General features: G+C 51.9%; 21 protein-coding genes. 8 read left to right on the plus strand and 13 right to left on the minus strand.

Annotated elements, in window-relative coordinates; genetic code table 11:
• Window positions 1–180 precede the first annotated feature (180 nt).
• Together Pan161_RS00545 and Pan161_RS00550 are read right to left on the minus strand one after the other, a co-directional pair.
• Entirely contained in the window at window positions 181–1,563 is a 1,383-nt protein-coding gene (locus Pan161_RS00545; protein ID WP_145223669.1) for a tetratricopeptide repeat protein, read from the minus strand.
• Window positions 1,560–2,909, minus strand: a complete 1,350-nt coding sequence (locus Pan161_RS00550) for an FG-GAP repeat domain-containing protein (RefSeq protein ID WP_145223670.1) — start codon at window positions 2,907–2,909, stop codon at window positions 1,560–1,562. Before Pan161_RS00550 ends, Pan161_RS00545 begins: the two co-directional genes overlap by 4 nt.
• A gap of 369 nt (window positions 2,910–3,278) precedes the next feature.
• On the opposite strand from Pan161_RS00550, the gene Pan161_RS00555 reads away from it, so the two are divergent.
• Genes Pan161_RS00555 through Pan161_RS00565 form a run of 3 tightly spaced genes read left to right on the plus strand, consistent with a single transcriptional unit; the run spans window position 3,279 to window position 6,151 of the window.
• On the plus strand, window positions 3,279–3,983 hold the full coding sequence (locus Pan161_RS00555) for a hypothetical protein (RefSeq protein ID WP_145223671.1): 705 nt from the start codon (window positions 3,279–3,281) through the stop codon (window positions 3,981–3,983).
• Window positions 3,973–5,034, plus strand: a complete 1,062-nt coding sequence (locus Pan161_RS00560) for a DUF1559 family PulG-like putative transporter (RefSeq protein ID WP_145223672.1) — start codon at window positions 3,973–3,975, stop codon at window positions 5,032–5,034. The genes Pan161_RS00555 and Pan161_RS00560 overlap by 11 nt, the downstream gene beginning before the upstream one ends.
• Before the next feature lie 28 nt (window positions 5,035–5,062).
• On the plus strand, window positions 5,063–6,151 hold the full coding sequence (locus tag Pan161_RS00565; RefSeq protein WP_197995618.1) for a DUF1559 domain-containing protein: 1,089 nt from the start codon (window positions 5,063–5,065) through the stop codon (window positions 6,149–6,151).
• Here the strand turns inward: Pan161_RS00565 and Pan161_RS00570 are convergent.
• Entirely contained in the window at window positions 6,148–6,666 is a 519-nt protein-coding gene (locus tag Pan161_RS00570) for an SRPBCC family protein (RefSeq protein WP_145223674.1), read from the minus strand. The genes Pan161_RS00565 and Pan161_RS00570 overlap by 4 nt on opposite strands.
• 171 nt (window positions 6,667–6,837) lie before the next feature.
• Here Pan161_RS00570 and Pan161_RS00575 point away from each other — a divergent pair, with 171 nt between their 5' ends.
• Window positions 6,838–7,611, plus strand: coding sequence for an SDR family NAD(P)-dependent oxidoreductase (locus tag Pan161_RS00575; protein WP_145223675.1), 774 nt, complete (start codon window positions 6,838–6,840; stop codon window positions 7,609–7,611).
• A 4-nt stretch (window positions 7,612–7,615) separates the two neighbouring features.
• On the opposite strand, the gene Pan161_RS00580 is transcribed toward Pan161_RS00575, so the two are convergent.
• The 6 genes from Pan161_RS00580 to Pan161_RS00605 form a co-directional block, all read right to left on the minus strand.
• Window positions 7,616–8,323, minus strand: coding sequence for a class I SAM-dependent methyltransferase (locus Pan161_RS00580; protein WP_145223676.1), 708 nt, complete (start codon window positions 8,321–8,323; stop codon window positions 7,616–7,618).
• 43 nt (window positions 8,324–8,366) lie between these two features.
• Window positions 8,367–8,711, minus strand: coding sequence for a hypothetical protein (locus Pan161_RS00585; RefSeq protein WP_145223677.1), 345 nt, complete (start codon window positions 8,709–8,711; stop codon window positions 8,367–8,369).
• Window positions 8,712–8,747: 36 nt separating this feature from the next.
• Window positions 8,748–8,957, minus strand: a complete 210-nt coding sequence (locus Pan161_RS00590) for a hypothetical protein (RefSeq protein WP_145223678.1) — start codon at window positions 8,955–8,957, stop codon at window positions 8,748–8,750.
• 198 nt (window positions 8,958–9,155) lie between these two features.
• The gene (locus Pan161_RS00595) at window positions 9,156–11,783 is read right to left on the minus strand and encodes a tetratricopeptide repeat protein (RefSeq protein ID WP_145223679.1); all 2,628 of its coding nucleotides are present in this window, start codon (window positions 11,781–11,783) and stop codon (window positions 9,156–9,158) included.
• A gap of 150 nt (window positions 11,784–11,933) precedes the next feature.
• Window positions 11,934–14,909, minus strand: a complete 2,976-nt coding sequence (locus Pan161_RS00600; RefSeq protein ID WP_145223680.1) for a serine/threonine-protein kinase — start codon at window positions 14,907–14,909, stop codon at window positions 11,934–11,936.
• A gap of 493 nt (window positions 14,910–15,402) precedes the next feature.
• Window positions 15,403–16,239: a FliM/FliN family flagellar motor switch protein gene (locus tag Pan161_RS00605; RefSeq protein ID WP_232103574.1), complete on the minus strand. Its 837-nt coding sequence runs from the start codon at window positions 16,237–16,239 to the stop codon at window positions 15,403–15,405.
• A gap of 419 nt (window positions 16,240–16,658) precedes the next feature.
• Here Pan161_RS00605 and Pan161_RS00610 point away from each other — a divergent pair, with 419 nt between their 5' ends.
• From Pan161_RS00610 to Pan161_RS00620, 3 genes are all read left to right on the plus strand, one after another.
• Window positions 16,659–17,447, plus strand: a complete 789-nt coding sequence (locus Pan161_RS00610; protein ID WP_145223682.1) for a TIGR00266 family protein — start codon at window positions 16,659–16,661, stop codon at window positions 17,445–17,447.
• A 57-nt stretch (window positions 17,448–17,504) separates the two neighbouring features.
• Window positions 17,505–18,062 (plus strand): DUF3592 domain-containing protein, encoded by a 558-nt coding sequence (locus tag Pan161_RS00615; RefSeq protein WP_197995619.1) that lies wholly within the window; start codon window positions 17,505–17,507, stop codon window positions 18,060–18,062.
• A gap of 104 nt (window positions 18,063–18,166) precedes the next feature.
• Entirely contained in the window at window positions 18,167–19,207 is a 1,041-nt protein-coding gene (locus tag Pan161_RS00620) for a hypothetical protein (protein ID WP_145223684.1), read from the plus strand.
• Window positions 19,208–19,213: 6 nt separating this feature from the next.
• Here the strand turns inward: Pan161_RS00620 and Pan161_RS00625 are convergent, their stop codons facing one another.
• Window positions 19,214–19,687: an RrF2 family transcriptional regulator gene (locus tag Pan161_RS00625; protein WP_145223685.1), complete on the minus strand. Its 474-nt coding sequence runs from the start codon at window positions 19,685–19,687 to the stop codon at window positions 19,214–19,216.
• Window positions 19,688–19,796: 109 nt separating this feature from the next.
• Here Pan161_RS00625 and Pan161_RS00630 point away from each other — a divergent pair, with 109 nt between their 5' ends.
• Complete coding sequence (locus tag Pan161_RS00630; RefSeq protein ID WP_145223686.1) at window positions 19,797–20,369, plus strand: protoglobin family protein; 573 nt, start codon at window positions 19,797–19,799, stop codon at window positions 20,367–20,369.
• On the opposite strand, the gene Pan161_RS00635 is transcribed toward Pan161_RS00630, so the two are convergent.
• The 3 genes from Pan161_RS00635 to Pan161_RS00645 all read right to left on the minus strand — a co-directional run bounded on the left by Pan161_RS00635 (window position 20,370) and on the right by Pan161_RS00645 (window position 25,029).
• The gene (locus Pan161_RS00635; RefSeq protein WP_145223687.1) at window positions 20,370–21,716 is read right to left on the minus strand and encodes an outer membrane protein assembly factor BamB family protein; all 1,347 of its coding nucleotides are present in this window, start codon (window positions 21,714–21,716) and stop codon (window positions 20,370–20,372) included. It lies immediately after the preceding gene.
• Between the two features lie 45 nt (window positions 21,717–21,761).
• The gene (gene aspS, locus Pan161_RS00640; RefSeq protein WP_145223688.1) at window positions 21,762–23,525 is read right to left on the minus strand and encodes an aspartate--tRNA ligase; all 1,764 of its coding nucleotides are present in this window, start codon (window positions 23,523–23,525) and stop codon (window positions 21,762–21,764) included.
• 355 nt (window positions 23,526–23,880) lie between these two features.
• A complete protein-coding gene (locus Pan161_RS00645; protein WP_197995620.1) occupies window positions 23,881–25,029 on the minus strand; it encodes a DUF6807 domain-containing protein in 1,149 nt (382 codons plus the stop codon).
• Between the last annotated feature and the right edge of the window lie 160 nt (window positions 25,030–25,189).

Genomic DNA, 25,189 nt, shown 5'->3' on the forward strand with positions numbered 1-25,189 from the left:
TAATAGTATCTTATGAATATTTAGATAATCAATAATAAAGTTGAGATAAGGTTCTATTTAGCTGGGAATACGAGAATATGCTTCGCTAATTCCGCATAAAACCAGTGAGGTTATGGTCATATGTCGTCAATGTGTCGGAGTGACAGCTGGCAGACGTTTCATTGGGACACAAAAGAGTGGTCAGGAGTCGGGATGCTCAACTGCCAGTTTCTGACGGGCGCGACCATGCAGGGGGGCGCGTTTGAGACATTCCTGGAAGTCAGATATGGATGCTTTTACCTCACCACTGGCTTCCTGAATCAGGCCGCGATCATACCAGCACTGGGGATCAGCGGGGTTGAGTTTGATCGCGCGTTCGATCTTGTTGAGCGCTTCTGCCAGTTGGTCAGCGCGATAATATTCCATCGCTTCCAGCCGGTATGTGAGTGCCTGTTCCAATCGGCTTTCGTCAGTTTGTCCTGCCTGCTGCAAAATATCTGCCAGCCGCTGATGCAGGTCTGCAGCTTTCGACATTGATCCGGCACGCTGTCCCAGAACCGCCGCCTGATTCCAGTCTCCCAGGATCCCTGTCGCTTCAGCCCGATACATCAACACGTCCGCATTGTTGATTCCCATGTTGTTTAATTTCAGAATGGTCTCCAGCATTTTGCGCGGCAGTTGCTGCTGGTGCTGCACTTCCAGTAACCGCATTAGAAAGATCTGGCGATGCGTCGACGGATAACCTTCCAGCCGGTCGATCAGTTTGACCAGTTTCGCCTCTAATTCCGGCAGCGGAACTTTTCCAATTTGAGTATTGAATTCTTCCACGTGTCGGTCAATGCCGTACTGCAGCCGGAACGGTTCTATGAAACTCGATCCCGGATGCAGGGGGACTGTATGCTGTGCGCGTTCCAGCAGCTGTGCGGTCTGCTCAGCCTGTTTCAGATCGCCGGTCTGCAGAAAGGCGCGGTGTTGCAATTCCAGAAATTTCAGTGAACCGGGGATCTGCTGTAGCGATTCGTTTATTACAGGCAACGCTTCCTGCGCGCGTTTGGTTCTGATCAGCAGTTTGGCCAGCTGATAGCGGGCCGGTAGAAAGCCCAGGTTCTGGCGAAACAGTTTCTCTGACTCCTCCATTTGTTCTTCGCGGAGTGCATTCCGGCCGATCTCATACAGGGCCTGCATCTGCTCTCGTTTTGCTTCGCGTGAAAGGTCCGCGCTGCGATTCAGTTCCCGATAGAGTTCGCTACTTTGTTCTGTCCGCCCCGTCCGCTCCAGGCAATACGCGATGCGGCTCTCCGCCAGTCTGCTGTCAGGTATCAGGTCTGCAACCTGCCGAAAACAGAGTTCCGCATGACTGTAATATCCCTGTCCCAGCAACGCTTCGCCCAGTCGCATCCAGTCGTATGCGTTGTTGGTCTGCGTCACCTGCTCTACGAGGGGCTGGATGTCCTCTGCAAACAAGGGATTCATCAGAGTTTTATCAGGCAGCATTGGCGCAGGGCGGGCCGCCCGTTGTATGAACAGGTAGGCACACGCGAACAGTTCCATCACCAGGATCAAGGCGATCGCGCGCAAGATCATTGCGGTGCTCCTTTCTTCGCTCTTTGAATCCAGAACGGAACGGCCTGAATTCGGTCAAAAGGTTTCCGCATGTTGAGCGAACCGGCGGCGATATCGGGCAAGCCATCCTGATTCAAATCTCCCACCGCGACAGTCACCAGGTGAATCGGCTGATTGTCGATCTGCCAGGTTTTGAAGTTCTGCTGACCGTCATTCTCCAGCCAGACCAGGCTGGCATGCTCGGGCGCGTACCAGTCGTTGGTCATACTCGCCAGTACAACATCCAGATCGCTGTCTCCGTCCAGATCGGCGATTGCGGCGGCATAAGTGCCTCCCAGATCAGAAATTCGCTGCTTCTCGAAATTCCAGTCACCCTTGTTTTCAAACCACAGGCAGCCATGATAAGGCTGCGGGTAGGCGTCGAAGTCTTCCAGGTTGTCGCCGGCGGGCAGAATCAGATCTTCGTCACCATCCTGATCCAGGTCGGCGTGAATCAAACCGGCACTTCCCAGATCCATATTCGGCGTCAACCAGAGCGACCGCGTCTTGAATTTGCCACCTCCCAGATTTTCAAAGGCGACCAGTTCTTCTTCTTCCTGGGAAATGATGGTGGCGATATCCAGATCGCCGTCCCCGTCAAAGTCAGCCACAGGAACATGAATCGCGCCGGGTGCATGATACAGGTGATGATCCAGAAACTGAAATTGACCGCGATTCTCCAGCCAGAGGACTTCTCCCCGGTTGTATCCAAACACGGCGACCGCCAGATCGAGATCGCCGTCTCCATCGAAGTCACCGGGTTGCACATCCGCCACGCGCCGTACATCATCCAGGATCACATGCTTCACAAAACCTTCAGGAGTTTGTTCATACAGTTCGACCCGACCGACCACGCCATCGTCTGGTTGTATATTGCCCAGCACGGAAACCACAATATCCAGATCGCCATCGTCGTCGATATCCACGGGCGTCGCATGCGCCGGTGCCGCGACATCTGCGATCAGAGTCTGATCAGTCTCACGATCATTCTCATTTAACTTACGCAGCACGACCCGATTGTGGCCCGCATCGCAGTACAGGATGTCGTTTTTGCCGTCGCCGTCAAAATCCAGTATTTGCACGTTGGTAATCAGGGGCAGTTCGACTCCTGTCTGCAGCGCGCCTTCGCGCACGAACAGAAGTTTCGAAGCCGGGTACGATGTACCTCCCGAGTAGAGTTGATGCAGTCGGCCCAGCGCGGGAATGGAGGGCAGAAAGAACCAGGTGGCCAGAGGCAGTAGAATGACTGCGACGAGCAGAATAATCGTCAGCCACGGTGTTCGAGGAGGGAGAGGTCCCGTAGTTTGAGGACTTTCAGTTAACGACATTGCAGGTGAGCACTCCCGGTGGTGGGCAGGTATCAAATTAGAAGTTCATTTCGGCAGGATGACGGTTTCAGAGAAACACCCCAAGTGTTGTGGTTTCGCGCAATTCAGCGCGACAACCGCAGCCCACACTCGACCCACACAGCGCTTTTACTCGAGACGCGCCCCAGAGAGCAAGGGGAGACGCCTTGTTTTCATCCTATACCTCGCTGGAAATCGTGTCAACTACGGACAGGGCTCTCCGATCACAGCCATATTCTCTGGACGCAGGTAAATCTGGAGTGCGCGGATAGAATAGACTCGCGTATCGTGTGGACTTGTGTATTATAAAGTAAGGTCCTGTCTGTTTTCACTTCTGCGGAGTCGTTCGCCATGCCGGTTCGAATTATTCTGATCTGTCCGTTGATGCTCTGTTTATTCAGCAGTGTTGCAGAGGCGGGTATGCCTGGTGCGTCAATCGACCTGACGGAAATTGCGCAACTGCGACTGCAATCAATCTCGTTTTTCCTGCTGCTGTTTCTGCTGAGTGCCTGGGGGCTGAAAAAGCTCTGGAACATGCTGGCCCGTGATTTTCCGAAACTGCCAGTGATCACCTTCAAGGCGGCGCTGGCGGGAACCTTTCTCTGGGGATTGATGTTTCTGTTTGTGCTGACGATGATCTCCGGTGCGCGGGAACTGCTGACCCCCGGTGCCTGGGAAAAGGACGGACGCACTTATCGCCTGACGGACAGTGAGTCGGAACAGGAAACCAAAGCGGCCGCGGCCGCGTTGCTCAAAGAGCGTCGCTCGAAACTGGCGGAACTGCGTTCGGCCCTGTTCATGCATGTCGCCACGCATGATGGAAGCTATCCAGCAAAAATAGAAGACGCTTCTTTCGCCGACGAATTCTGGATGCAGCCCGGCGATGTGAATGTGAAGTACGGCTATGTGCCCGGCGAAAAGAAAAGCGACGAGGTTCGGCCTCTCGCGTTTGAACAGGCGGTCTACGGCGATGAGCAGCAGTTGATTCTGTTCACCGACGGGGCGATCAAGCAGGTTTCCCTCACAGCAGCACGGGAGACGCTCAATGAAAAATGAAACGGTAGAACCGACAAGAAAACGCAGAGTTAGCTATCTCGTGTTGTTTGTGATTGGTGTCAGCATTTTTATTTATCTGGTAGATTCCAGAATCTTTTTTCCCTTGCAAAGTCTGTTTTATCTCGTCGCGGGGTGGATTCTGTTTTTACGACGTGTCATCCCACAAGTCACTGTGCCCGTCTCCGGTCTGGTGACAGCCCTGGTCGTCGCTGCGATCATGGCGTTACTGATTCAACTGCTGGGCGGCATTATTCTGCGTCGTCTGCAGCAGCAAAATTCGATCCCGGTTCCGAACAAGTGGAAAATACGCTGGACGTTCGCTTTGATTGTCTTCCTGGTGATCTCTTTTACCGGCGGCTTTGCCGTGGTGGGATTGACGCATCAGGGGCTCTGGCTGGCAGCCAGTGAAAAAATAGTCGATTACAATATTTCAGCTATATCGAAACGCAGTCAATCAAAAAATAATCTCAAGCAGATTGGTCTGGCACTCTACAATTATCAAGAGGCAACGCAGGTCCTGCCCGGCGGAGGTTACTTCAACAGCGCGGGGAAACCCCAGCATGGCTGGGTAGCACAACTGTTGCCTTATCTGGATCAGCAGGCTTTGTATCAGACCATTGATTTTCATGAGCCTTGGACTGCAGACATCAACCGGGAACCTTATCAGACGGCACTTCCTTTGCTGATTAATCCGGGTCTCAGACGACAAGACCACCCCACAGGTTACCAGCCCGTCGACTACGCGGCCAATAATCACATATTCAATGTGAATACCAGTATGAAGCTGGATATGATGAAAGAGGGGGCTTCGAATACAATTCTGGCAGGTGAAGTCAATACGGGGATCAAAGCCTGGGGTGATCCCACCAACTTTCGTGATCCCAATTTGGGAATCAACGCCAGCCCGCAGGGCTTTGGCAGCCCTTATTTCGGGGGGGCCCATTTTCTGCTGGGCGACGGTAGCGTCAGGTTTATTTCGGAAAACATCGATCCGCGAACTTTGAAAGCTCTGGCCACTCCCGATGGAAACGAACCAGTCGGCGAATATTAAATCGCCTGGAGACAGACAGGAACCAGTCATGGAGTCCGAACAGAACGATAAAGCAGAGGTAACTCCGGCCGAGCGCTGGATTGCGATCAGCATTTCCATATTGTTCGTATCGTTCTTCTTGATCCTGATGGGATTGATCTCTCCGTTTCGAATTGTTTTTCTGCTGTGTGTGGGCTGGACTTCATTCATTCTGCGAACGTTGTCCCGGCTGACGATTTCACCGTCTCTGACACTCATGTTTCTGTCATCCCTGCTGCTGTTTGCCGTTGGCTTTCATTTCTATTGTCGCCGCATCAAAGGCAAGGTGACTGCTGAGTCGGCTGGAGTCACGTCGTGGCAGAAACGCTGGAGCTTCTCGCTGGTGACGATGTTTCTGCTGCTGGCCGTCAGTGGCATTTGTGTGATCAGCGTCACGCATCAGCTGTTCTGGATGGCAACAACACAAGACAGGATCTTTATAAGGTTACACATGGGAGGCGCAGGCGAAGCCGCCAGGCGGAGTACGTCCAAAAATAATCTCAAGCAGATCGGTCTGGCGATGCATAATTACCACGAATCTGCTCGCCGGTTTCCTATGGGTGGCACCTTCGATAAGACAGGGCAGCCGCAACACAGCTGGATCACACAGCTGTTACCTTATCTGGATCATAAATCTCTGTATGATCAGATTGACTTTAATCAGAGTTGGACGGCCGCCGATAACAGAGAGCCGTTTGAAACCAATTTCATCCTGCTGCAAAGCCCGGGGATGCCTTATGATTTTACCGAAGAAGAGGGGGATGCGGCAGGATACAAACCCGCGCACTATGCTGCCAACAGCCGTGTCTTATCCGCTAATTCAGGCATGGATTTACGTAAAATAAAAGATGGCAGTTCCAATACGATTCTGGCTGGCGAAGTCAGATCGGGCATCAAAGCCTGGGGCGATCCCACCAACTTTCGCGATCCGACAGAGGGCATCAATCGCAGTCCGCGTGGCTTCGGCAGTAAGTTTAAAGGGGGTACTCACGTACTGCTGAGTGACGGCATGGTACGCTTCGTTTCTGAAGACATCGACCCCAGTGTCTTGAAAGCCCTCAGCACACCCAACGGCGGCGAACCGGTGGGCGAGTTTTAACGGGCCGTGATTTCACTGGATGCCGGTTTGAAATTGCGCAGTTGATCCCGGCGATAGCGAAAGATGCGTGCAACATCTTTCTGTACGAACAGCCGATTGACCAGTGCGCCTCCCAGTACAGCATAGCGGACATCGTCTGTGACCAGCGTACCCTCTTCACATTCGGCGAAAGTGTGCTCATGCCGCCAGAGTCGATACGGGCCTTTCAACTGTCGATCAACAAACCGGTAAGGGGGTTCCCAGTCGCTGATTTCCGTTTTCCATTTGACGGGAATGCCGTGCAGTTTGAGCCGATATTCAATGAGTGTACCAGGACGCATTTCGATGGGACCTGGAGTCGTGATTTGAAAGTTCAGCCAGGGCGGGGTCAGCGCTTCGAGATTTTCCGGTTCGGCAAAAAATGCAAAGACTTCCTCCAACGCACAGGGAATCACGGTCTCGGTGTGCAGATGATAAATGCCATCAGGCGCGCGTTTGATCTGGACTGTTTCTTCCTGGATGTGTGTCGTCGACATCTGTTTCTGTTCCATCAAATTTGAAAAGTCGTGGTTGAAATCGGGGTGCTGTCGTCTATGAATCTTCAGGAACCGATCACAGGATTCCGGGAGATTATGGTCGTGAGCTGCGAAATGGGAATTACTTTTTCGTACAGATTTTGAAAATCGATTTGGTAGAAGAGCAGTAAGATGACTCACAGTGTTGCAGAAACAAATGCATGTAAACTGGTTGTTCTGGGCGCCACCGGCGCGGTTGGTTCGTCTCTAAGCCGACGTCTCAAGGCAGCAGGGCATGAAGTGTTTCTGGCAGGCCGCAATCCACAGGTGCTGCGCGATCTGTCTGATGAACTGGCTGCACCCTCGCTGAGTCTGGACGTCCTTGAGCCGGGCTCCATTGAACGAACGATCCAGTCTGCCCGTGAGACTTACGATCACATTGATGGTGTCGTGAATTGCATCGGGTCGGTCCTTTTAAAGCCGGCTCACCTGACTTCGGATGAAGAATGGTCCGAGGTACTGGCCGTCAATCTGACCTCTGCCTTTGAGACGGTTCGCAGTGCCGCAAAAGTGATGGGCAAACAGGGGGGCTCGGTGGTTTTGATTTCATCTGCAGCGGCACGGGTGGGGCTGGCCAATCACGAGGCAATTGCGGCAGCCAAAGCAGGGGTGATCGGCCTGACACTCTCGGCGGCGGCTTCGTACGCCGGACGCGGAATTCGCGTGAATGCAGTGGCCCCCGGTCTGGTCAAATCCAACATGACCCGGCATCTGTGGGAGTCAGAGGCAGCCGAGTCGATGTCCAGCAGCATGCACGCTTTGAATCGTCTGGGTGAACCCGAACAGGTCGCCTCGATGATCGAATGGCTGTTGCAACCTGCCAATGACTGGGTCACCGGTCAGGTGTTCGGCGTTGATGGCGGTCTGGCGACGATCGTTCCCCGACCGCGACAGAAAAGCCGTTGAAAGTTTATTCCCGGTCTGAATCATCCAATAATTCATATACAGAATGGACGGCTGGCTGTCCGGTGAAATTGGGTCCCGCCTGATCAGAGGCACCCAGATAGCGACAGGGAAATTCGATTGTTTGATATCCCTGACAAGTCAGTGTGTGCCGACGTGGATTATAATCCAGTTGGTATCGTTGCAGGAATACGCGTTTCTCGCGGTCACTCCAGTTGCTGGTGCTGCTTTGGAGATTAGCCAGATCCAGATGAGTAATGCACGTTCCATCGGCTTTCAACCAGCTGGCTGCGTCAGCGATCAACTTCAGTTTGTCACCGACATAATGGAGTCCGTGCACGCAGGTAATCAGATCGTATTTCTTGCTGGTGGTCCAGTCATGCAGGGAAGCCGTCTCCAGTTTTAGGGTGGATGTTGAGTCTTCGACAGGTTGAAACAGATCGACGAGATCAATGCCCAGGATTTGAATAGACTGCTGTTGTGCGCGAAAATATTCATCCGCCTGAATCAGTGCCCGACCAGATCCGCAGCACAAATCGAGCCAGCGGACGGTGGAATGTGTTCTGGCACGTGTCATTAAAAAATCGAGCGGGTTGAGTTTCAGGTCAGCGGTATAGCTGTTCGTACCTGTGATTTCCCGCTCGCGATTCATGCGAGAGTTCGCTGCCACGTCCGACCATTCCAGTTCTGAGTTTGTCAGGAGAGGGTGTTTCATTTCTTAATGATCATGTATCTGAAAGTAGTGGAGATTGAGATATTTAAGCGATCACCTTCACAACGACGGATGTTGCTATGATAGACAGACTGCAGGAATCCGCATTGTTTATAAAGACATATTCCTGATAGGGATGTGTTGTGGGGACGCTTTCATACATGTTGTTGAGCGCGGAAGCCAGTAAATCTGTCTGGGTAGTTTCCACACAAACATCTGCGATATCACCGATCCCTTGATCTAACAGTTGGATGACATCCTGAAAGACAAGCTCAATCTTCATATGATTCCAAGCGACGATGATGACCTTCAGTTGGGAATACTCTTTGACATACTGATCAAATTCGGCGTCTGCAAAGCCGACATCACATGACAAAGATCTAAGGCTCATACTTTATTTCCTGCCTCTGAATTTCTTGTGCAACCACTAACGAGAGCGGAAAAACAGTCTGTGTTGAATCGCCCATAATAAGCCGTATTTCAAGAGTCCCAGCAGTCCGCCGATCCCGCCGACCACCAGACTGTTGGTGAGACTGAGGCTCATTAAATGAATTCCAATCAAGATGCCAGTTGCTAAGCTGACACCCAGACAAAGCAGTAATGTGGCAAAACTAAACAGGTACTGCTTTGCAGACAACAGCTGGCCTCCTGCAGGGGCAAACAGGAAGCACCCTGTTATGGTACTGATTCCACGGCCTATACTGTCAGTGATTACAAGGCAACCAATGAACCACGTGAATAGCAGGGCTATTGTGCCAGCACAGAAAAACATGGTTTTGTTAAATAGAGGGTTCGATTGATTCATGATTCACCAATGGAACAGAAATCGATATTACTACTGAATGCGTTGTTGCAGTTCCTGGAATCGTTGTTTTAATTCTGCATTGCCCAGATCGGGGTAGAGCAGCTTCGTTACGCCAAGCAGTTTTTTGGCTTCGGCTTCATTGCCGGAACCGAAGGTGGTCTGAATGAGATGCAGGCGGGCGTCAAGCCAGGGAATGCTGCCTGGTTTTTCTGCTGATTCCAGCTGTCGCCATTTCTGGGCTGCTTCCCGCAGACAGGCTTTTGTGCCACAGCGTTCCAGGAGTGTGGCGACCTGTTTGACCAGTGCGCTGTCGCGGGGCGCCTGTTTCAACAGTTCCTGGTAATACTCCAACGCACGGATATGCTGATTCGTTGCCAGGTACGCTTCCGCCAGACAGAGATCCAGTTGCTGTCGTTGCCGGGGAGTTAATTCTTCGCGGCGGCTGATCAGTTTCTCAGCCGATTTCAACTGCAGTAATCCCAGTTCGTAGCGTGTCTCGACGGACAGATCGAGGTTGATCTGCGAGACGCCATTCAGGACTGACAGCAGCTCGTTTGTTCCCGCGTTCTCCAGATTCTCCACCAGCGATCGTGCTGCGGTCGGATTCCCCTGGCCTGCCAGTGTGATGATCTCCAGACGCCGCGCCTGATTGGCGATGTCATTCCAGCGTTGAATCAGTTTCGCCGTCTGTGCGACGCTGGCTTCTGCATGTTCATTATTGCGTTTGAGTTCTGCGATACTACGTGACGCGCTACTGATAATTAATTTCAATAGCCGATCGGCTTTCGTGTAGAGAGGGGGAGCGTCATTCAGATAAATCCGCGTGAGTCGTAATGCGATGTCAGCCTGGGACTGCAGGATCAAGGGATCTGATTCAGTGGGGAAGTGGGCCAGGTATTTTTCCAGGACATCAATGGCTTCCTGTCGCCAGGCTTTAGTGGGCTTGCCCAGAGAAGTCAGCCGTTGCAGGATCTGTTCGTAGCAGCGGGCAATTCCGAGATGCGCGTCAGCCGCCCGGGGATGATCGTCGGGAACTTCCGCATACAGCACAAGTGCCTTGGAAAATTGCAAACGTGCTTCTTCCAGTCGCGCCAGCATCCAGCCAGCTTCATAGTCATTCTTACTGTCGGGAAACTGCTTCTGTACTTCTTCCAGTGCAGCGGTGTAAGCCAGCCTGCGAGATTTGGTGCGACTTTGTGTATAGAGCTGACCCAGGCACCAGGCAGCCAGCAGGCTGGCGTCGGCAGCGCGGGGGGCGGTACTGTATTTTCGTGACAGCGACTGAAACTGCTCAGCCGCTGCTTTATATTGCTTGGCCTGCAACTGAAGTGAAGCACTGGTGAAGGCGAGTTCAAATGCCAGATCGCCGTTGCCCTGGTCGGTCGCCTGTTGTGCTGTTTTCAGATAGGCTTCGATGGCCTGTTCAATCTTACCTTGCGCGTACAGGAGTTGAGCCTGTTTCAGACTTTGAGAAAGCTGGCTGCCGTACTGATCGATCTGGTGCTGTTGGTCGACGAGCATCCAGGCCCGCTGTGACCAGTAACCCGGCTGTGTCTGTTTGAGAAACTGGGAACGCGTTTCAACCTGCTGCCAGATTTCTTCAGCCAGTGCATCCTGTTTTTTCTCAAGGGCGAATTTTCTGAGCTGGATTAATGCCGCGATTTCCAGGTAGCCCAGTTCGCTGGAAATGCTCCCGTGATCCTGTCGATACTGGATGATCTGTGACGCCGCCTGTTGCGCTTTCCCTTCCTGCAATAGAATGCGCATCGATTCCAAGAAGAGTGGTTCATTCAGATAAGCCGGCGGTTTCTCTTTGAGCAGCGCCTGGATGCCTCGCGCTGCGCCGGCGGTATCCTCGCTGATCCGCTCACATTGAATCAGCGCCAGTTTGCTGAGCCAGGTCAACTTCAGTGTGGTTGCCCGCCGGGACAGTGGTTCCAGCCATTTTTTTGCAGCATCCAGGGCTGCTTTGCGCTGCGGGCTATTCTCGTCATACAAATCCCCGAGTTTCATTCCCGTCGTACCAATCAGGAGTTGAAAGTCAAGCAGGGTGTCGCGGATGGTGGCTGTCTTGAGAACGGTAAATTTCTTGAAGGCACCTGATTTTTTCAATAGTTGGCTGAGGCGGGTTTCCGCCTGAATCAGTTGAGTGACCGCCTGTGTCAACTGCCTGATGGCTGCCTCTCTGAGTGGTCGATTTTGCGGGGCTGCTTTGACCTGCCAATATGCGATTTCGGCTTTGAGAGCCGTTATGTGTGCCCGTTCAGCTTCGAACACGTTTGTATCAGACCAGTCGGAATGCTCGCGGCAGAACTCTGCGATGGTCTCTTCTGCCCGCTTCCAGAGTTCCTCCTGTTCCTGACCCTGCGTGGTCATCGCATGTGCTGCCAGTGTGCGTGCCAGTTCCAGCGTGTAACGTGCCTGATCGGTGTCGGTGAGCCGAGGTTGTGCCAGACGATTTAAACAATAGCCTTCCGCAATTCCGAACAGATGCCGTTGACGCAGTCCTTCAAAATAAGAGTGTGTCGGGTCATCGGCCGAACTGATCGCAGGTGAGAACAGGAACAGAGCCAGAATGCAGACGCGAACCCGCCACGCAGATTGTCCGTAAACGATCGCTGTTGTTGTAAATCCAGAATGGGGAGTGCGACATAACATGAATACAAAATGAGCAGCCGAGAGAAGCAGGAATGACAGTGAGTTCTTACAAAAACAGGCTACGGGCCTCTGCCATCATACACAGTTTTGCAGAGATCAGACAGACCTGATTTCCCGACTCAACCCCTGATTCGAGGAGAAAAGCGGCGTTTATTCGGTTCGGGGTGCTTTAATGACCCGGGGCAGTTCGGGCAGTGTCACCAGGTCGGCGCCGGCATTCGTGCGATCGATGGCTGTGATCGTCGGGCTGCCATCGGTGGGCTGAGTAAACTGCAACTGTGACGGCTGCAGTTCCGAACATAACGCGGTGATCAGTTTCTGGCGGTCTGCGACCCAGGGGATTTCCATCTGGTAACTGTTGACATCGGCAGAAAGCCCCCAGATATCTTTCCAGTCGAGGGCATCCATGGAGAGCGCTCCGGTGGTTCCCTGTTGAGACTGAATGGTCCAGAAGGTTCCGAAGCGATCAAAATAGTTATTGGATCCGCGCCAGGTCAGCAGTTTCTGGCGGAAATCATTTTCGTTGGTGTTGCCCTTCATCATCACAAACGGGGCATTGCTGCGTGAGAAGAACACATTATTGCGTGCCGAGACGTTTAGAGGAATCAGCTCACGCGGAATCGCGCCACTGTCCATCACAGACAGTCCTTTACCCAGAATAAACGTGGAATGATTCAATACCAGTTCCAGATGATCACCCTCCATCGGTTTGTTGTTGCAGCCTGTCAGTTCAATCAGTGACTGGGCAATCATTAAAGCGGAGTTGGTAATTTCCAGGCGTGTGGGGGCGGTTTCACGTATCGAGAACGCATGGCCGTCACAGCGAAGTACGGAGTTGACGATTTCCACAAACGTCGATTCTTTGACCTGACGTTTTCCCATCATGGAGTCGTCATTGAGACCCTGGTTGATGGGCTCGTTCATTTCGAAGATGGAAACCTGCTGGCTGGTTGTATTGGCACAGGTGACGGTCACCTGATGCAGCCGGATGTCGTGTGCATTTTTCAAGGAGAAGATCGCCCAGGAATCCGAGTTGAGATCTTTGACGTCGACGATAATTCCCAATTCGAACAGTTCCAGAGAACCATTGGCAATCTGAATCATATGAGTCTGGAAACCTTCGGCTGGTTCTTCGACCGATTCAAACAGCAGTATCGGTTTTCGATCTTTGGCAGCACGAATCCGGACACGTTTGTTATTGATGTGAATGGGGGCTTCTTTACGAATGCCAGTGAAGCCGAGTTCGATGATACTACCGTCGTCGGCGGCAGCACAGGCGGCATCCAGCGTTTTGAAGTCCTGGCCGGCAGTGCCATCCGGATTGATAATGGTAATCGCGGGGATTTCGATCTTGCGAAACTCGTTTTCACTTTTCTTCGGGAACGGGTCAGGTTCTGTTTCTACCGGAACTTCGGTATCAGGAGCCAGTGGAACCATGGATTTGTTCTGGCTGCTTTCAGACAGGGCCAGCTTCGTATCGGTCTTGTTATCACGCAGCACTTTATTACCTGAATCAGAACTGGTACCGGGCAGGTTTCCGGCGTCCAGGAGTTCGCTGATCGTTCTTTTTGTTGACAGGAGGGGCACGTTGTCGAAAATTTCGTTCAGAGGCTTATTGTCCTCTTCCAGATTCATTTTCGCCAAACGGTTTTCTTCGATGCTCTCGCTGGCAGTAGTACTTTCCTCTGGAGTTACCGTCTTCGTGATCGTTTTTGTACTTTCCTTTTCGGGCGAATCCAGCGAACCGAGTATTTCTTTACTCGCGATGGTCGGCGAAATGGGAGTGTCCGATGTCGCAATGGCGAGATCAGTGTCCTGATTTTTCTGTGGGGTTTTTTGCGATGCTGGTTTGGGAGAGTCCGTCTTCTGACTATTATTTTGGGTCACATTCACCGAGGCAGGGTTGAACGTTGGATAACGGTCCAGCAGCACAACAATGATGAGCAGGACGGCCGCAGTGGCGATCCAGCCGATGTATTTTTCCAGAAAACCAAGTCGGGTGTTTGTGGGGGAAGTCCAGACCAGACCTTCGGGATTCACGCCGCGCAGGTCCAGTTGCCCGGCGACCTGCATCAATTGATACATCAACTCTTCGGGAGTCTGATACCGATCATCCGGATCACTGGCCATCATTTTCTGGACGATGAGTGAAAGTTCTCGTGGCAGTTGTTTATTAATGGTTGCCGGATCGGGAACATTTTTTCCGGAATGATCCAGCAGTTTCTGCAGTACGGTGCCTTCGCCGTAGGGAGGCTCTCCGGTCAGCATGTGATACAGGGTGCAGCCCAGTGAATAGATATCACTACGAACATCTACGTTACGCGGGTCTTTTGCCTGCTCGGGAGAAATATAATCGAACGTTCCCAAAGTGGTGCCGGCTGTCGTCAGGTCGGCGGATGCGTTATCGCTTTCCTTACGGGCCAGTCCCAGGTCAACCAGTTTGGCGCGGCCACCAGGGGTAATAATGATGTTGGATGGTTTGATATCACGGTGCACCACACCCGCTTTGTTGATGTGCTTCAAAGCCGAGGCTATCTGCAAAGCATAGTTGACGGCTTCTGCTGCCGGCAGGATGCCACGCGACTGAATGATCTCGCGAACGTTGGTCCCTTTGACATATTCAAAGGCGATGAAGTTCAGCCCCTGGTCTTCACCGATATAAAATACGCGGGAGATATTTTCGTGATCGAGTCGCGCTGCCGCCTTGGCTTCGTTCTGGAATCGTTTCACCGATCCTACATCACGCGATTGACCGGGGCTTAATACTTTCAGCGCCACAACACGATCCAGGCGGGTATCGATGGCACGGAAGACGGCACCCATGCCTCCTCGGCCGATGCGCTCCCGGATGACAAAGTGTTCCAGCTTCATGCCGGAAGGACTGGTTGTATCTTCCGGAGTTTCCGCATCGTCTGTGGTGGGCGGGAACAGTCGGTTCCAGACGGAGGATCGGGCAAAATTCGCCTGGGCGCTGTCTTTTTCACGATTCGAGTCTGGTGCGGGAATGGGCTCCAGGGGGCTGATGATGGTTTCCGGGCCCTCCGCATCAGGAACGGGCCGCGCAAAAAACTCGGGCAGAGATTCCTGTTCCGTCATCGATCGTTCAGATTTTGACTCGGAGCCCATGGTCTAAAGTTCACTTAAAAGTAGCGATGATTCAATGTGTGAAATGATATCGAACGTTTTATCGGGCAGGCAACACCGCAATACAAATTCACCTGGATTGGTGCAAAGTTATGCCGGGTCGTTGCGTGTCGTAGGCCCTGTGCAAGATTCGCTTGAGCACTTTATCATTATTTATGATCCTAAACCTTTTTGAAGTGACTGTTTAGGAGTTTCCTGTTGCCTTGGAATTCAAGCGGTCTGAATCAGGTTGAAGATGTGATAAATGATCTCAGACTGGAATTCGTTTATATAAATAAGGAACTACTACTATAATACGTCTTTTGGTCGTAGTTCGTTCTGAGAAAATTTCAATTTCAGCGAATATTCATCCAATTAATCCGCTACCGGAACTGCTGATTTGTCACTGTTTCTGCCGTTGAGTCCTGGAATATTCGAGAGATCTGGAACAGCAACATCACGAAGCAGATGAGTCCCGGAGCCGTTACGCACAAGTTTAAAACTCGATGATCTTGGGTTCGTACTCTTTTTTGAAACCGACGTGATCAATTTTCAACCCAAAGTTTTCACCGATCTTGACTGCTTCTCCCTGACAATAAACCTGATTGTTGATATACAGTTCCAGGGGATCTTCACAGGGTTTATCAAAGGTGATCAGAGAACCGGGACAGATGGAAAGTAACTGGTTCATTTCAATTTTTTTGGATGCCAGTTTCACGATTGCCTGCACCGGCAGTTTATTGAGCCGATTCAGCGGATTGAGCGGGTTCTGGTTAGCAGGAATTGCCTGGGCCATCTGTGGCGTCGCTTGAGAAGCAGAGGAAGAGGACGGCTGCGGTGCTGGATCTGCTTCGGGTTCTTCAGCAGATTCTGTAACTGGCAGTTTCGTCAGTGGCCAAATTACAGGGATCACAGCACTCGGGCTCTGGCCGTCGCTCTCTTCTTCTGAGGAAAATAAATTGATACGCAATAATGCCGCCCATTCACTGGGAGCACATGCTGACACTTCGCTTGCTAAATTGTCTACGTAATAGGTTTTGAATTCGTCAACGTCACCCAGATCCATCGGGATCAGATTCATTGACCATTCCAAAGCCAGTGTCTGCAGACGCGATGTCTGTGAGTCACCCGGTTCTGAGTACCAGTCAGGTAAAGGCAGATCCGCAGGGAACAGACCAACCATTGCCTCGTCACCAAATCGAAACAGGGCAACCAGACCAGGACCCTGGAAAGATTCCCCCAGTTCTTCAGGCGACCAGACACCAGACTCCCCCATTTCCAGTCGATATTGATAATCGAAACACTGGTTGAAAGATTCTGTAATTGCAGGCATACTCTCACCCGCCTGGGTGAAAATGGATTCTACATTTTCCTGGCTGAAGCCCGACATTTCTTGTTAATTAGATCCTTAAAATGTTTTTTTGTTCATTATCTCAGAGACTGTCGTTGTCGTCTGAAATGCAGAAACCTTAATTCATACAATCGACCAGTTGAAATTTAGTTCTTCACATAAAATCGGCAATCTTCGCTTATTCGGAAAAGATTGACATTATTTGAGGGCTACACCTGCATTATTTTAAACCATGCTAACGGTCAGACCGTTCTGATTCAGAGAGGGACCATCAAGCGGGACTGTGTCCAGTTTTACTGTAGCGTCTCCAGGGCCATTTAGACCGAGTATATTAGATTGAGAGACGTTATAGTTATCTGTGATGCGTTCTAGCTTAGCACCTGAAGGAAGAGGAGAATCTGATGCGCTGTCATGAAGTGGACTACGAAATATTTGGTTCGGATCTGCAGATTGTGGAGATCATTCTGGATCCGGGAGAATCGGTGGTTGCTGAAGCCGGCTCCATGAACTACATGGAAGAGGGAATCCGTTTTGAAGCACGGATGGGGGATGGGTCTCAACCCAATGACGGCTTTTTTGGAAAAATATTCAAAGCGGGAAAACGCATGCTGTCGGGTGAGTCACTGTTTATGACACACTTTACGAACGAGGGATCGCGGCAGCAGCGCGTGGCGTTTGCGGCTCCCTACCCGGGAAAAATAATCGCCATCGATATGGATAAAGTGGGCGGTGCCATTACCTGCCAGAAAGATTCGTTTCTGTGTGCCGCTTTAGGCACGGAAGTCACCATGGCGTTTAACAAACGACTGGGATCAGGGTTCTTTGGCGGAGAGGGTTTTATTCTCCAGGAACTGCGGGGTGACGGGATGGCGTTTGTCCATGCGGGGGGAACCGTCATCAAAAAGAAACTCAACGGAGAAACGCTCCGTGTGGATACAGGCTGTATTGTCGCGTTTACCGGAGACATCGACTACAGCATCGAAAAAGCCGGCAATTTGAAGTCGATGGTTCTGGGAGGAGAAGGTCTGTTTCTGGCAACCCTGCGCGGACACGGGACCGTGCTGTTGCAGAGTCTGCCTTTTTCCCGGCTGGCTGATCGCGTTCTGGCACACGCGCCGGCTGCCGGCGGATCTTCCGCAGGGGAAGGCTCCGTGCTGGGAGGACTGGGAGACATGTTTGGCGACCGCTGAGCTGCGATTCAACCGGAATGAATGTCAAAACCACACTGGAGCGAGAGGAGCCTGGAAATGATTGTCAAACGGGACCGCATGCAAAAAGTCGGGCGCAGGCTGATCATGTTTCTGGGATTCATTTTTCTGCTGGTCGGCTATGTGATGGCTTATCAAAAAGGGCTACCCCTCATCGAACAGGCCCGCGCCAGCACAGGCTGGCCTGTAACGACCGGTGAGGTCCTCGAATCAGATGTGAAATCGCATCGCAGCAGTAATTCGAAATCCTCTACCTATTCTGCGCACGTCGTTTATCGCTACCAGATCGAAGACAAAAACTATGAAGCGCAAACGGTCTGGTTTGGCAGCGATATTTCGACTTCTGACAAATCACTGGCAGAGAACACCGTCAAAAAATATCCCGTCAATCAGAGTGTGACCGTGTATTACGATCCTCAGCATCCGGTAGCAGCAGTGCTGGAGCCAGGCGTCTTCATGACCACCTGGTTTTACTACCTGTTTGGCTGGGCATTTCTGGGAGCGGGCATCCTGATGACGGGGATTCCACTGTTTAGATCATTTTTTCGACTGTTTATCAGCAGGGGATCGCAGAATTCGGCAAATATTGCTGAATGAATACCTGAAATTGCGCCATCCAGAAATCGGGCTTGTTTCAAAAAGCAACCTTTGATACAGAACACCCACCTCTCTCACAAACTCCATTTCCGGGCTGTCTTATCATGTTTTTTTTACGGCGAAATTCTGCGCAAAAAGCCTTCTGGCTGATGCTCAGTGTCTGTCTGCTTTGTGCTTCGATCTCAGGCTGCGCTACCACTCCTTATGTCTATCAGCCTGCTTTGATCGAATCTCCCGAGCCTTTACTCGCAGCAGGAGAGCCCCAGATTGTGCGAGGCAAACGCAGACCTGTCATCGATGGCATCGGCTGGGTCGTCGGGGTTCCCGGTAAAGTGCTGCTCTGGAACCGGCGGGTTGATAACCACAATGTTTCTCCGGAAACCGAAGCAGCGATCGCTGCCTACCTGGAAAAGAACGGGCTGGAACAGGTGAAGGTGCGCGTCAATGAATACGATCCCCTGGGAGAATGGAAGCGACTGCGAAAAAATAAAGCCGTTGGCTGGGGCTGGCGCTATACTGCAGGAACCTTGACGGCTCTGTCCTACACGCTGCTGCCCGGACGAATTATTGGGGGCGACAACTACAATCCGTTTACCAATACGATCAGCCTCTATTCTGATCTTCCCGCAGTGGCTTTGCATGAAGGGGGGCACGCGAAAGATTTTGGTACCCGCAAATATAAAGGCACCTATGCGGTCGCCGGCGCACTGCCCGTTGTGTCACTCTGGCCGGAAGCGATTGCCACCAATGACGCATTAGGTTATTTACGCGCGGAAGAAGATTTTGAGACGGAGGAAGAAGCGTATCGGGTACTTTATCCCGCCTACGCGACCTATATCGCAGGGGCGGCAACTCCTTTCCTGCCTTATGCTGATCTGGCTGTGAAAGCAGGAACGGTGATCCCGGCCCATCTGGTGGGGCGCTGGAAAGCACGCGAGGTAAAACAGGAACAGCTCGCGCGATATGCCAGATCAGAACTGCAGCAGGTTTCTGCGACTCAGACGGAGCAGCTTCCAGAACAGGAGGACCAGAAGCATCAGCAAATTCAGCAGGCCTACTTCGAACAGGCAGCATCCACTGACGAACCGAAGGGGCAGACGGACCAGTTTGTAAAACCTGTGAATTTCAATCAGGCGGATGAGTGATCAGAATCAGCTGGCAGGAGAGGTCGTAGTGCCGCCCAACTGGGGCAACCGCTCGTGAGGTTCATTGCATAGAGGGTAGCTGCTGGTAGAAGACGAGAGGATCTGTGCCAGCGTGGTTTCTGCAAAAGCGGTTTCTGTTTCACGCATGGCATCGTCGAGTTTGCGATGCAGCGGACATAAATTGGCACCATGTCCTTTTAAACCCAGTGGGCAGGTTTTGATGCGGCAGATGGGATCGACGGCATTGACCACTTCCAGCAGATTCAGTTCCTCGGGTGTCTTGACCAGAGAGATGCCGCCACCAATTCCCCGCTGAGAATGCACAATGCTTGACTGCCGTAAACTCTGGAGCACTTTCGAAAGATAGGCCTGAGGTACTTTGGTGGCTTTTGCGATTTGCTCAGTGGTACAGGGGTTGGGAGCCTGATCCGCCAAATGAACAATTGCTCGAAGTGCGTATTCAACAGTCTGGGAAAACATAGGAAAGTCCTTGAAAACGATAATTGGACATCGATGTCAATTATTGCGTTTGTTATACTTCAATTCAACTTAAAAGATTATAGTCGCTCAAGTCGGGGAGAAATCAAAAATGAGGCAGATTGATGAAGAAAAACTGGAATCCGATCTGACCTATCGATTTCAGTATCTGGTTGATTTTATTGGAATTACGGCAGACGACTTAGAGACGATTCATGCAACTGCAGCCGCGCTTGCCCCCCTGGTTCCTTCCCTGGTCGATGCGGTGTATGATCAATTGTTCCGATATGATTGCACGAAACGCCATTTTGTGCCACGCCAACATGGTTACGAAGGCGAAACTCCTGAAAGTATCGAGACCCTGACTCTGGATCATGAAATGATTCAGTTTCGCAAACAGCATCTGGGCCGTTATCTGGAAGCGCTGGTCACCCGAGACTATGACGAAAAAATGGTGCAGTATCTGGATCTGGTGGGTAAAATTCATACTCCCCAAGCAGGTAGTCCGACTCTGGACGTGCCTCTCGTACAGATGAACGCCTTGATGGGATTTGTCTCAACCGCGTTGATTAATACAATCCTTGGTCTGAACCTGGATCGCGCAACAGAAATCAAAACATTAACGGCGTTCAACAAACTGCTCTGGGTTCAGAATGATTTGATCAACCGTCACTACCAGGCTTGACTACTGATCCGGCGCTGGCTGGCGGACATCTACGCAGGCGATATTCCCAGAGGAGTCGCGGCAGTAGATGCGCCCGCCACAGAGCAGGGGAACTGTCCAGCATTGATCATCGAGTACCTTGAAACGGGAAATTTCCTGATAGGCTTCAGGAGACGCTTTCGCGGTGACGAGGGTTCCTTCATCAGAGAGGATGATCAGCTTACCATCTGAAATCAAGACCGAGCCGCAGCCAAAACCCGCTTCACGCCATTTGATTTTACCCGTCTGCTGGTCCAGGCAGTTCAGTCGCACGATGCGGCCCAGATTGGAATTCCCATCCATGCCATAATAGTGCTTCTGAAACAGCACGCTATTGTTGAAGTGGTTCTTCATGTCTTTATTCGTGTAGCGGGCGGTGAGTTTCTTATTATCAAATTCGAGTAGAGCACAACCCTTATGGTAACCCGATGAGATAAAAATCGTATTGCCGTCGATGATCGGTGTGGTGGAATTCGTATCAAAGGGGGAAGGCCAGTTGAAGGTGGTGACTTCGACACCATCCGAGGCGCGGGCAATTGTGAGGCAGTCGTTATTCAGCAGGGCCAGATACTTTTTTCCATCCAGTTCGAAGGGAGCCGGCGTTCCATAGCCGGGCATGTGAGGCGTGGATTTCCAGAGTTCTTTTCCCGTACGTTTCTCCAGCGCGACCAGGCGTCCGGCTTCGATCAGCAGTTTTTCACCCTGAATCAGTGGCGAACAGGTAAAGCCCCACTCGGGGACCTCCATCTCATAGGCTTCGGTTAATTTCTTCTCCCAGACGATCTTGCCCGTTTTGATTTCAAAGCAGATCAACCTGCCGTCGCGGCTGTTGGTAAACAGAAATTCGCCATCAATGGTCGGCGTGGCTCCGGGGCCTCCCGCATTCAGATGATTGACCAGCTCTGCCGGATAACTCTGCTCCCAGATAATTTCGCCGGTCTCTGCATCCAGACAGTACACACTTTCATTGCCTTCGTTGTGGCCCATCGTATACAGGCGACCGTCGGCAGCAGAAATCGAACTGTAACCGGTTCCCACATTCCTGCGCCAGCTGACCTGTGGTGGTTTGTCGGTCCAGTCTGATCGCCAGGTGGTTTCGCTCGAAATACCATCGTAGTTCGGACCCAGCCAGTGTGGCCAGAAACCCGGCTGTGGAACAGGTGCAGACTTTGTACGGGCATTTTTGAATGAGACTTCTGCAATCACAGGCGGCAGCGACTTCGGTGGCGCAGTGGATTCGCCGGCTGCAACGGTTTCAGGTGACGCTTCACTGCAGGCCATCAGGAGCAGGCAGGCAAGCGAACACAGAAACGGGGTGACAAATTTCATTCCGTTCTCCTTAAGGGGTGTCACCTTATTATGCCCGCAGATCCCTTACTTGGGAATGTCAACTTTGATCCGTAGATCGCGGAGCTGGTGTGGATCGACTTCTGAGGGAGCACCACTCAGCAGGTCGGCTGCTTTCTGAGTTTTGGGGAACGCGATGACGTCACGGATATTATCGTTTCCGCAGAGCAGCATCACCAGGCGATCCAGGCCCAGGGCAGCGCCGGCGTGTGGTGGCGCGCCATACCGCAGCGCCTGCAGCAGGAAGCCGAACCGTTCTTCTGCTTCTTCAGCCGAGATCCCCAGTAAATCAAAGATCGTCTGCTGCACTTTCTGATCGTGCACACGAACACTGCCACTGGCTAATTCATAACCGTTCATTACCAGGTCGTAAGATTGTGCCCGCACTTTAGCCGGGTCACTTTCAAAGTACTGCACATCTTCCTCGACGGGCTGGCAGAAGGGATGATGCTCGGCGTCCCAGCGTTTTTCATCTTCGTTGTAGGAGAGCAAGGGGAAATTGACGACCCAGCAGCACTCGAAGTCATCTACGCCGTATAGTTCCAGCTCTTTACCCAGGCGGTTTCTCAAAGCAGCCAGAGCCGCTGAAGTCACAGAGCACTGGTCGGCCACGAAGAACAGCAGGTCGCCTACTTCCGCCTGCATGGCTTCCATGATCTTCTGCTTGTCTTCATCGGAGAAGAATTTCGCAATCGGGGAGTGCAGTCCCTCCTCGGTGACTTTGAAGAAGGCCAGCCCTTTGGCCCCGTATTCGCCGACAAAAGCGGTCAGACCGTCAATGTCTTTACGGCTGTAGCGGTCGGCGGCGGCTTTGGCATTCAAACCTCTGACACGGCCGCCGGTCTCCATGGTTTTCTTGAAGACGGCGAAGTCACAGCTGGCTGCAATCTCACCCACGTCGATCAGTTCCAGGCCAAATCGCAGATCCGGTTTATCGGAACCGTATTTTTCCATGACATCATGATAGTCAAAACGGGGGAGTGGCTCTGTGATTTCGATGTTCCGCAAATCTTTGAGAATGCGGGCGATCAGGCCATCGACTAAAGTCAGGATGTCTTCCTGTTCGACAAATGCCATCTCGATGTCGATCTGGGTGAATTCCGGCTGACGATCGGCTCGCAGGTCTTCATCACGGAAGCAGCGTGCAATCTGCATGTAGCGGTCATAGCCGCCAATCATCAGGATCTGTTTGTAAATTTGTGGCGATTGAGGCAATGCATAAAAGCTGCCTTCATGGACGCGACTGGGAACCAGGTAGTCGCGGGCGCCTTCCGGTGTGCTGCGTCCCAAAATCGGTGTTTCGATTTCCAGGAACTGATGCTCGTCGAAATAGTCGCGGGTCAGTTTGGTCAGACGATGTCGAACGATTAACGCTTCCTGCAGACGTTCGCTGCGCAGATCCAGGAAACGATAGGTCAACCGCAGTTCTTCGTTCGGTAGTTCGCTTGTGCCCGGTTCAAACGGAGGCGTTTTACTTTTGTTGAGTACTTTGAGTTCGTGGGCGCGGATCTCAATTTTTCCGGTCGCCAGTTTTTCGTTTTCCCGGTCATCCCGCAGCACCACTTCGCCGGAGACCTGAATCACATCTTCCGCACGCAGTGAGCGGGCCAGCTCGTGCATATCAGCGTCACGATCGGGGTTGAACACAATCTGAGTCACTCCGTAGCGATCGCGCAGGTCGATGAATGCCAGGCCGCCATGGTCGCGACCGCGGATCACCCAGCCCGCCAGTGTGACTGTCTGCCCGACATGATCTGTTCTTAATTCGCCACAGGTATGTGTTCGTAACACCTTAGTATGTCCTTGGTTAAGAAAGCTGCAGTACCGAAATAACGTTTGTGTGGATCCCGCGCGGCCAGGAGTAGATTCGGTCCACTTGAGCCAGACTCAACAGACCGGACGAGAGCCGCTGACTGCTCATCGATCCTGACGTATCCTGCAGGGTATGATCCGCGCTAAGGAGCCGGGGTTCGCCTGAATGCTCCTCAAGGCAAAAACAATGAAGCTGATCTTATTCAAGCAGGCTACTGCCCGCAATGAATAGCACGCGCTTAGCCAGACACAGACTGTGATCTTTTAACGGAATCTCCGATTATTCAGACCACAGACGGATCTGGCTGGCTGCTGTGTGTTCCGGTGTACACCTTTAGCGGTTGCGTCGCAGTCGAAACAGTCCACGACGTCGCTGCACGGGAGCGGGAGCCGGACAGCAGTTGCAGTCCGGATTGGAAATGGCTTCTGTCTCGGGGATCGGTTTTACCGGGGCGCTCTTTTCTTCATAGGGAGCCGCAGCGACCTTCTTAGCAGGAGCCGCTGGTTTTTTCGGGGCAGCTGAGACTTTCTTTGCTTTGGGCTGTGGTTTGGCTGTCTGTTTTTTATTCGCTGGTTTGGTGCCGGTCACTTTCAGAAACTGCTGATAGGCGGCAGCGACTTTACCCTGCTGGGTATTGCCTTCATGAATATACAGACCGTACTTCAGATTGAACGTTTCCCCTGCTTTCAGGTGTTTGGGGTCAGCCGGTGATTTCTTGTTCGTGTAAGAGTGATCGCCAAAGGGGCTGATGGTAAACAGGCCGTAGTTGCGAACGTGGTAACGTGATTTTTTGAAGTTCTGGGGAGAGTCCATCAGGGTTACACCATACAGTTTGCCGTGTAGTGGACCGTAGTAGTCGATCCATTCGGTTGGTTTGCCCCAGTTGTCTTTGGTGCCTTTGATTCCCGTGTTATTCTCAACGCTGCCCTCTTCTTTTTCCCGCATACCGTTGGGGAGACGAATTCCAAACAAGCCTTCTTTGGTGTCTTCAAAGACGACCGGTTTGTCACCCGCTTTGAAGGTAATGTCATAAGTTAAGAGCCGGTTGGCGTAGATTGAGATCACTGTGGTTTCGGTGACGATTGGTTTTCCATCTGCGCCCAGCCACTGATTAGTCACCTGCATGACGGCGGGATTGCCGGCGGCTTTGGTGACTTTCACTTTGCTGTTTTTGATCTTGCCTTTTTCTGCCCAGAAGTCGACTTCATTGACTTCATCGACGGCCACCCAGATGCCTTTGTGGTGCGGGTGATCTTCAGGATCGACCAGCGAGCGTGTGATAATTGTGCCATCCGCGGCACGTACGGGAGAGAAAAACGGCTTAGGCAGATCGCTGCCCGTGTGATAAGTGGCGAATGGTTTTCCAGCGATGTTCACATTCACTTTCGTACCGTTTTTGGTGATTTGAACGGGCGCATCTTTCGCATCGGCAACGGAGCTGAAGCCAACAAACAGGCAGAGTATACTTAACAAGATTTTCACAGCGAAAATTCCTCAAAAGGCAGTTGGTCGTAATGGGTTAGTTAATTACTATCGGTTATTGTGTGCTGAACGGCATTGCTGCGCCAAGTCGCACAGGCAATTTCAATGACTTTTTCTGCAACTGAACCGGAACTCAGTTTGCGAAATGACCTTTTATTCT

The sequence above is a fragment of the Gimesia algae genome (assembly GCF_007746795.1).
In the GTDB taxonomy this organism is placed as follows: domain Bacteria; phylum Planctomycetota; class Planctomycetia; order Planctomycetales; family Planctomycetaceae; genus Gimesia; species Gimesia algae.

Bases quoted from the DNA above. Each gene is read 5' to 3' on its own strand.
- Pan161_RS00625 (WP_145223685.1), bottom strand. From the start codon at position 19,687: ATGTTTTCCCAGACTGTTGAATACGCACTTCGAGCAATTGTTCATTTG.
- Pan161_RS00550 (WP_145223670.1), bottom strand. From the start codon at position 2,909: ATGTCGTTAACTGAAAGTCCTCAAACTACGGGACCTCTCCCTCCTCGA.
- Pan161_RS00560 (WP_145223672.1), top strand. From the start codon at position 3,973: ATGAAAAATGAAACGGTAGAACCGACAAGAAAACGCAGAGTTAGCTAT.
- Pan161_RS00595 (WP_145223679.1), bottom strand. From the start codon at position 11,783: ATGTTATGTCGCACTCCCCATTCTGGATTTACAACAACAGCGATCGTT.
- Pan161_RS00605 (WP_232103574.1), bottom strand. From the start codon at position 16,239: ATGCCTGCAATTACAGAATCTTTCAACCAGTGTTTCGATTATCAATAT.
- Pan161_RS00635 (WP_145223687.1), bottom strand. From the start codon at position 21,716: ATGAAATTTGTCACCCCGTTTCTGTGTTCGCTTGCCTGCCTGCTCCTG.
- Pan161_RS00610 (WP_145223682.1), top strand. From the start codon at position 16,659: ATGCGCTGTCATGAAGTGGACTACGAAATATTTGGTTCGGATCTGCAG.
- Pan161_RS00555 (WP_145223671.1), top strand. From the start codon at position 3,279: ATGCCGGTTCGAATTATTCTGATCTGTCCGTTGATGCTCTGTTTATTC.
- Pan161_RS00580 (WP_145223676.1), bottom strand. From the start codon at position 8,323: ATGAAACACCCTCTCCTGACAAACTCAGAACTGGAATGGTCGGACGTG.
- Pan161_RS00575 (WP_145223675.1), top strand. From the start codon at position 6,838: ATGACTCACAGTGTTGCAGAAACAAATGCATGTAAACTGGTTGTTCTG.
- Pan161_RS00570 (WP_145223674.1), bottom strand. From the start codon at position 6,666: ATGTCGACGACACACATCCAGGAAGAAACAGTCCAGATCAAACGCGCG.
- Pan161_RS00615 (WP_197995619.1), top strand. From the start codon at position 17,505: ATGATTGTCAAACGGGACCGCATGCAAAAAGTCGGGCGCAGGCTGATC.
- Pan161_RS00600 (WP_145223680.1), bottom strand. From the start codon at position 14,909: ATGGGCTCCGAGTCAAAATCTGAACGATCGATGACGGAACAGGAATCT.
- Pan161_RS00565 (WP_197995618.1), top strand. From the start codon at position 5,063: ATGGAGTCCGAACAGAACGATAAAGCAGAGGTAACTCCGGCCGAGCGC.
- Pan161_RS00585 (WP_145223677.1), bottom strand. From the start codon at position 8,711: ATGAGCCTTAGATCTTTGTCATGTGATGTCGGCTTTGCAGACGCCGAA.
- Pan161_RS00630 (WP_145223686.1), top strand. From the start codon at position 19,797: ATGAGGCAGATTGATGAAGAAAAACTGGAATCCGATCTGACCTATCGA.
- Pan161_RS00545 (WP_145223669.1), bottom strand. From the start codon at position 1,563: ATGATCTTGCGCGCGATCGCCTTGATCCTGGTGATGGAACTGTTCGCG.
- Pan161_RS00620 (WP_145223684.1), top strand. From the start codon at position 18,167: ATGTTTTTTTTACGGCGAAATTCTGCGCAAAAAGCCTTCTGGCTGATG.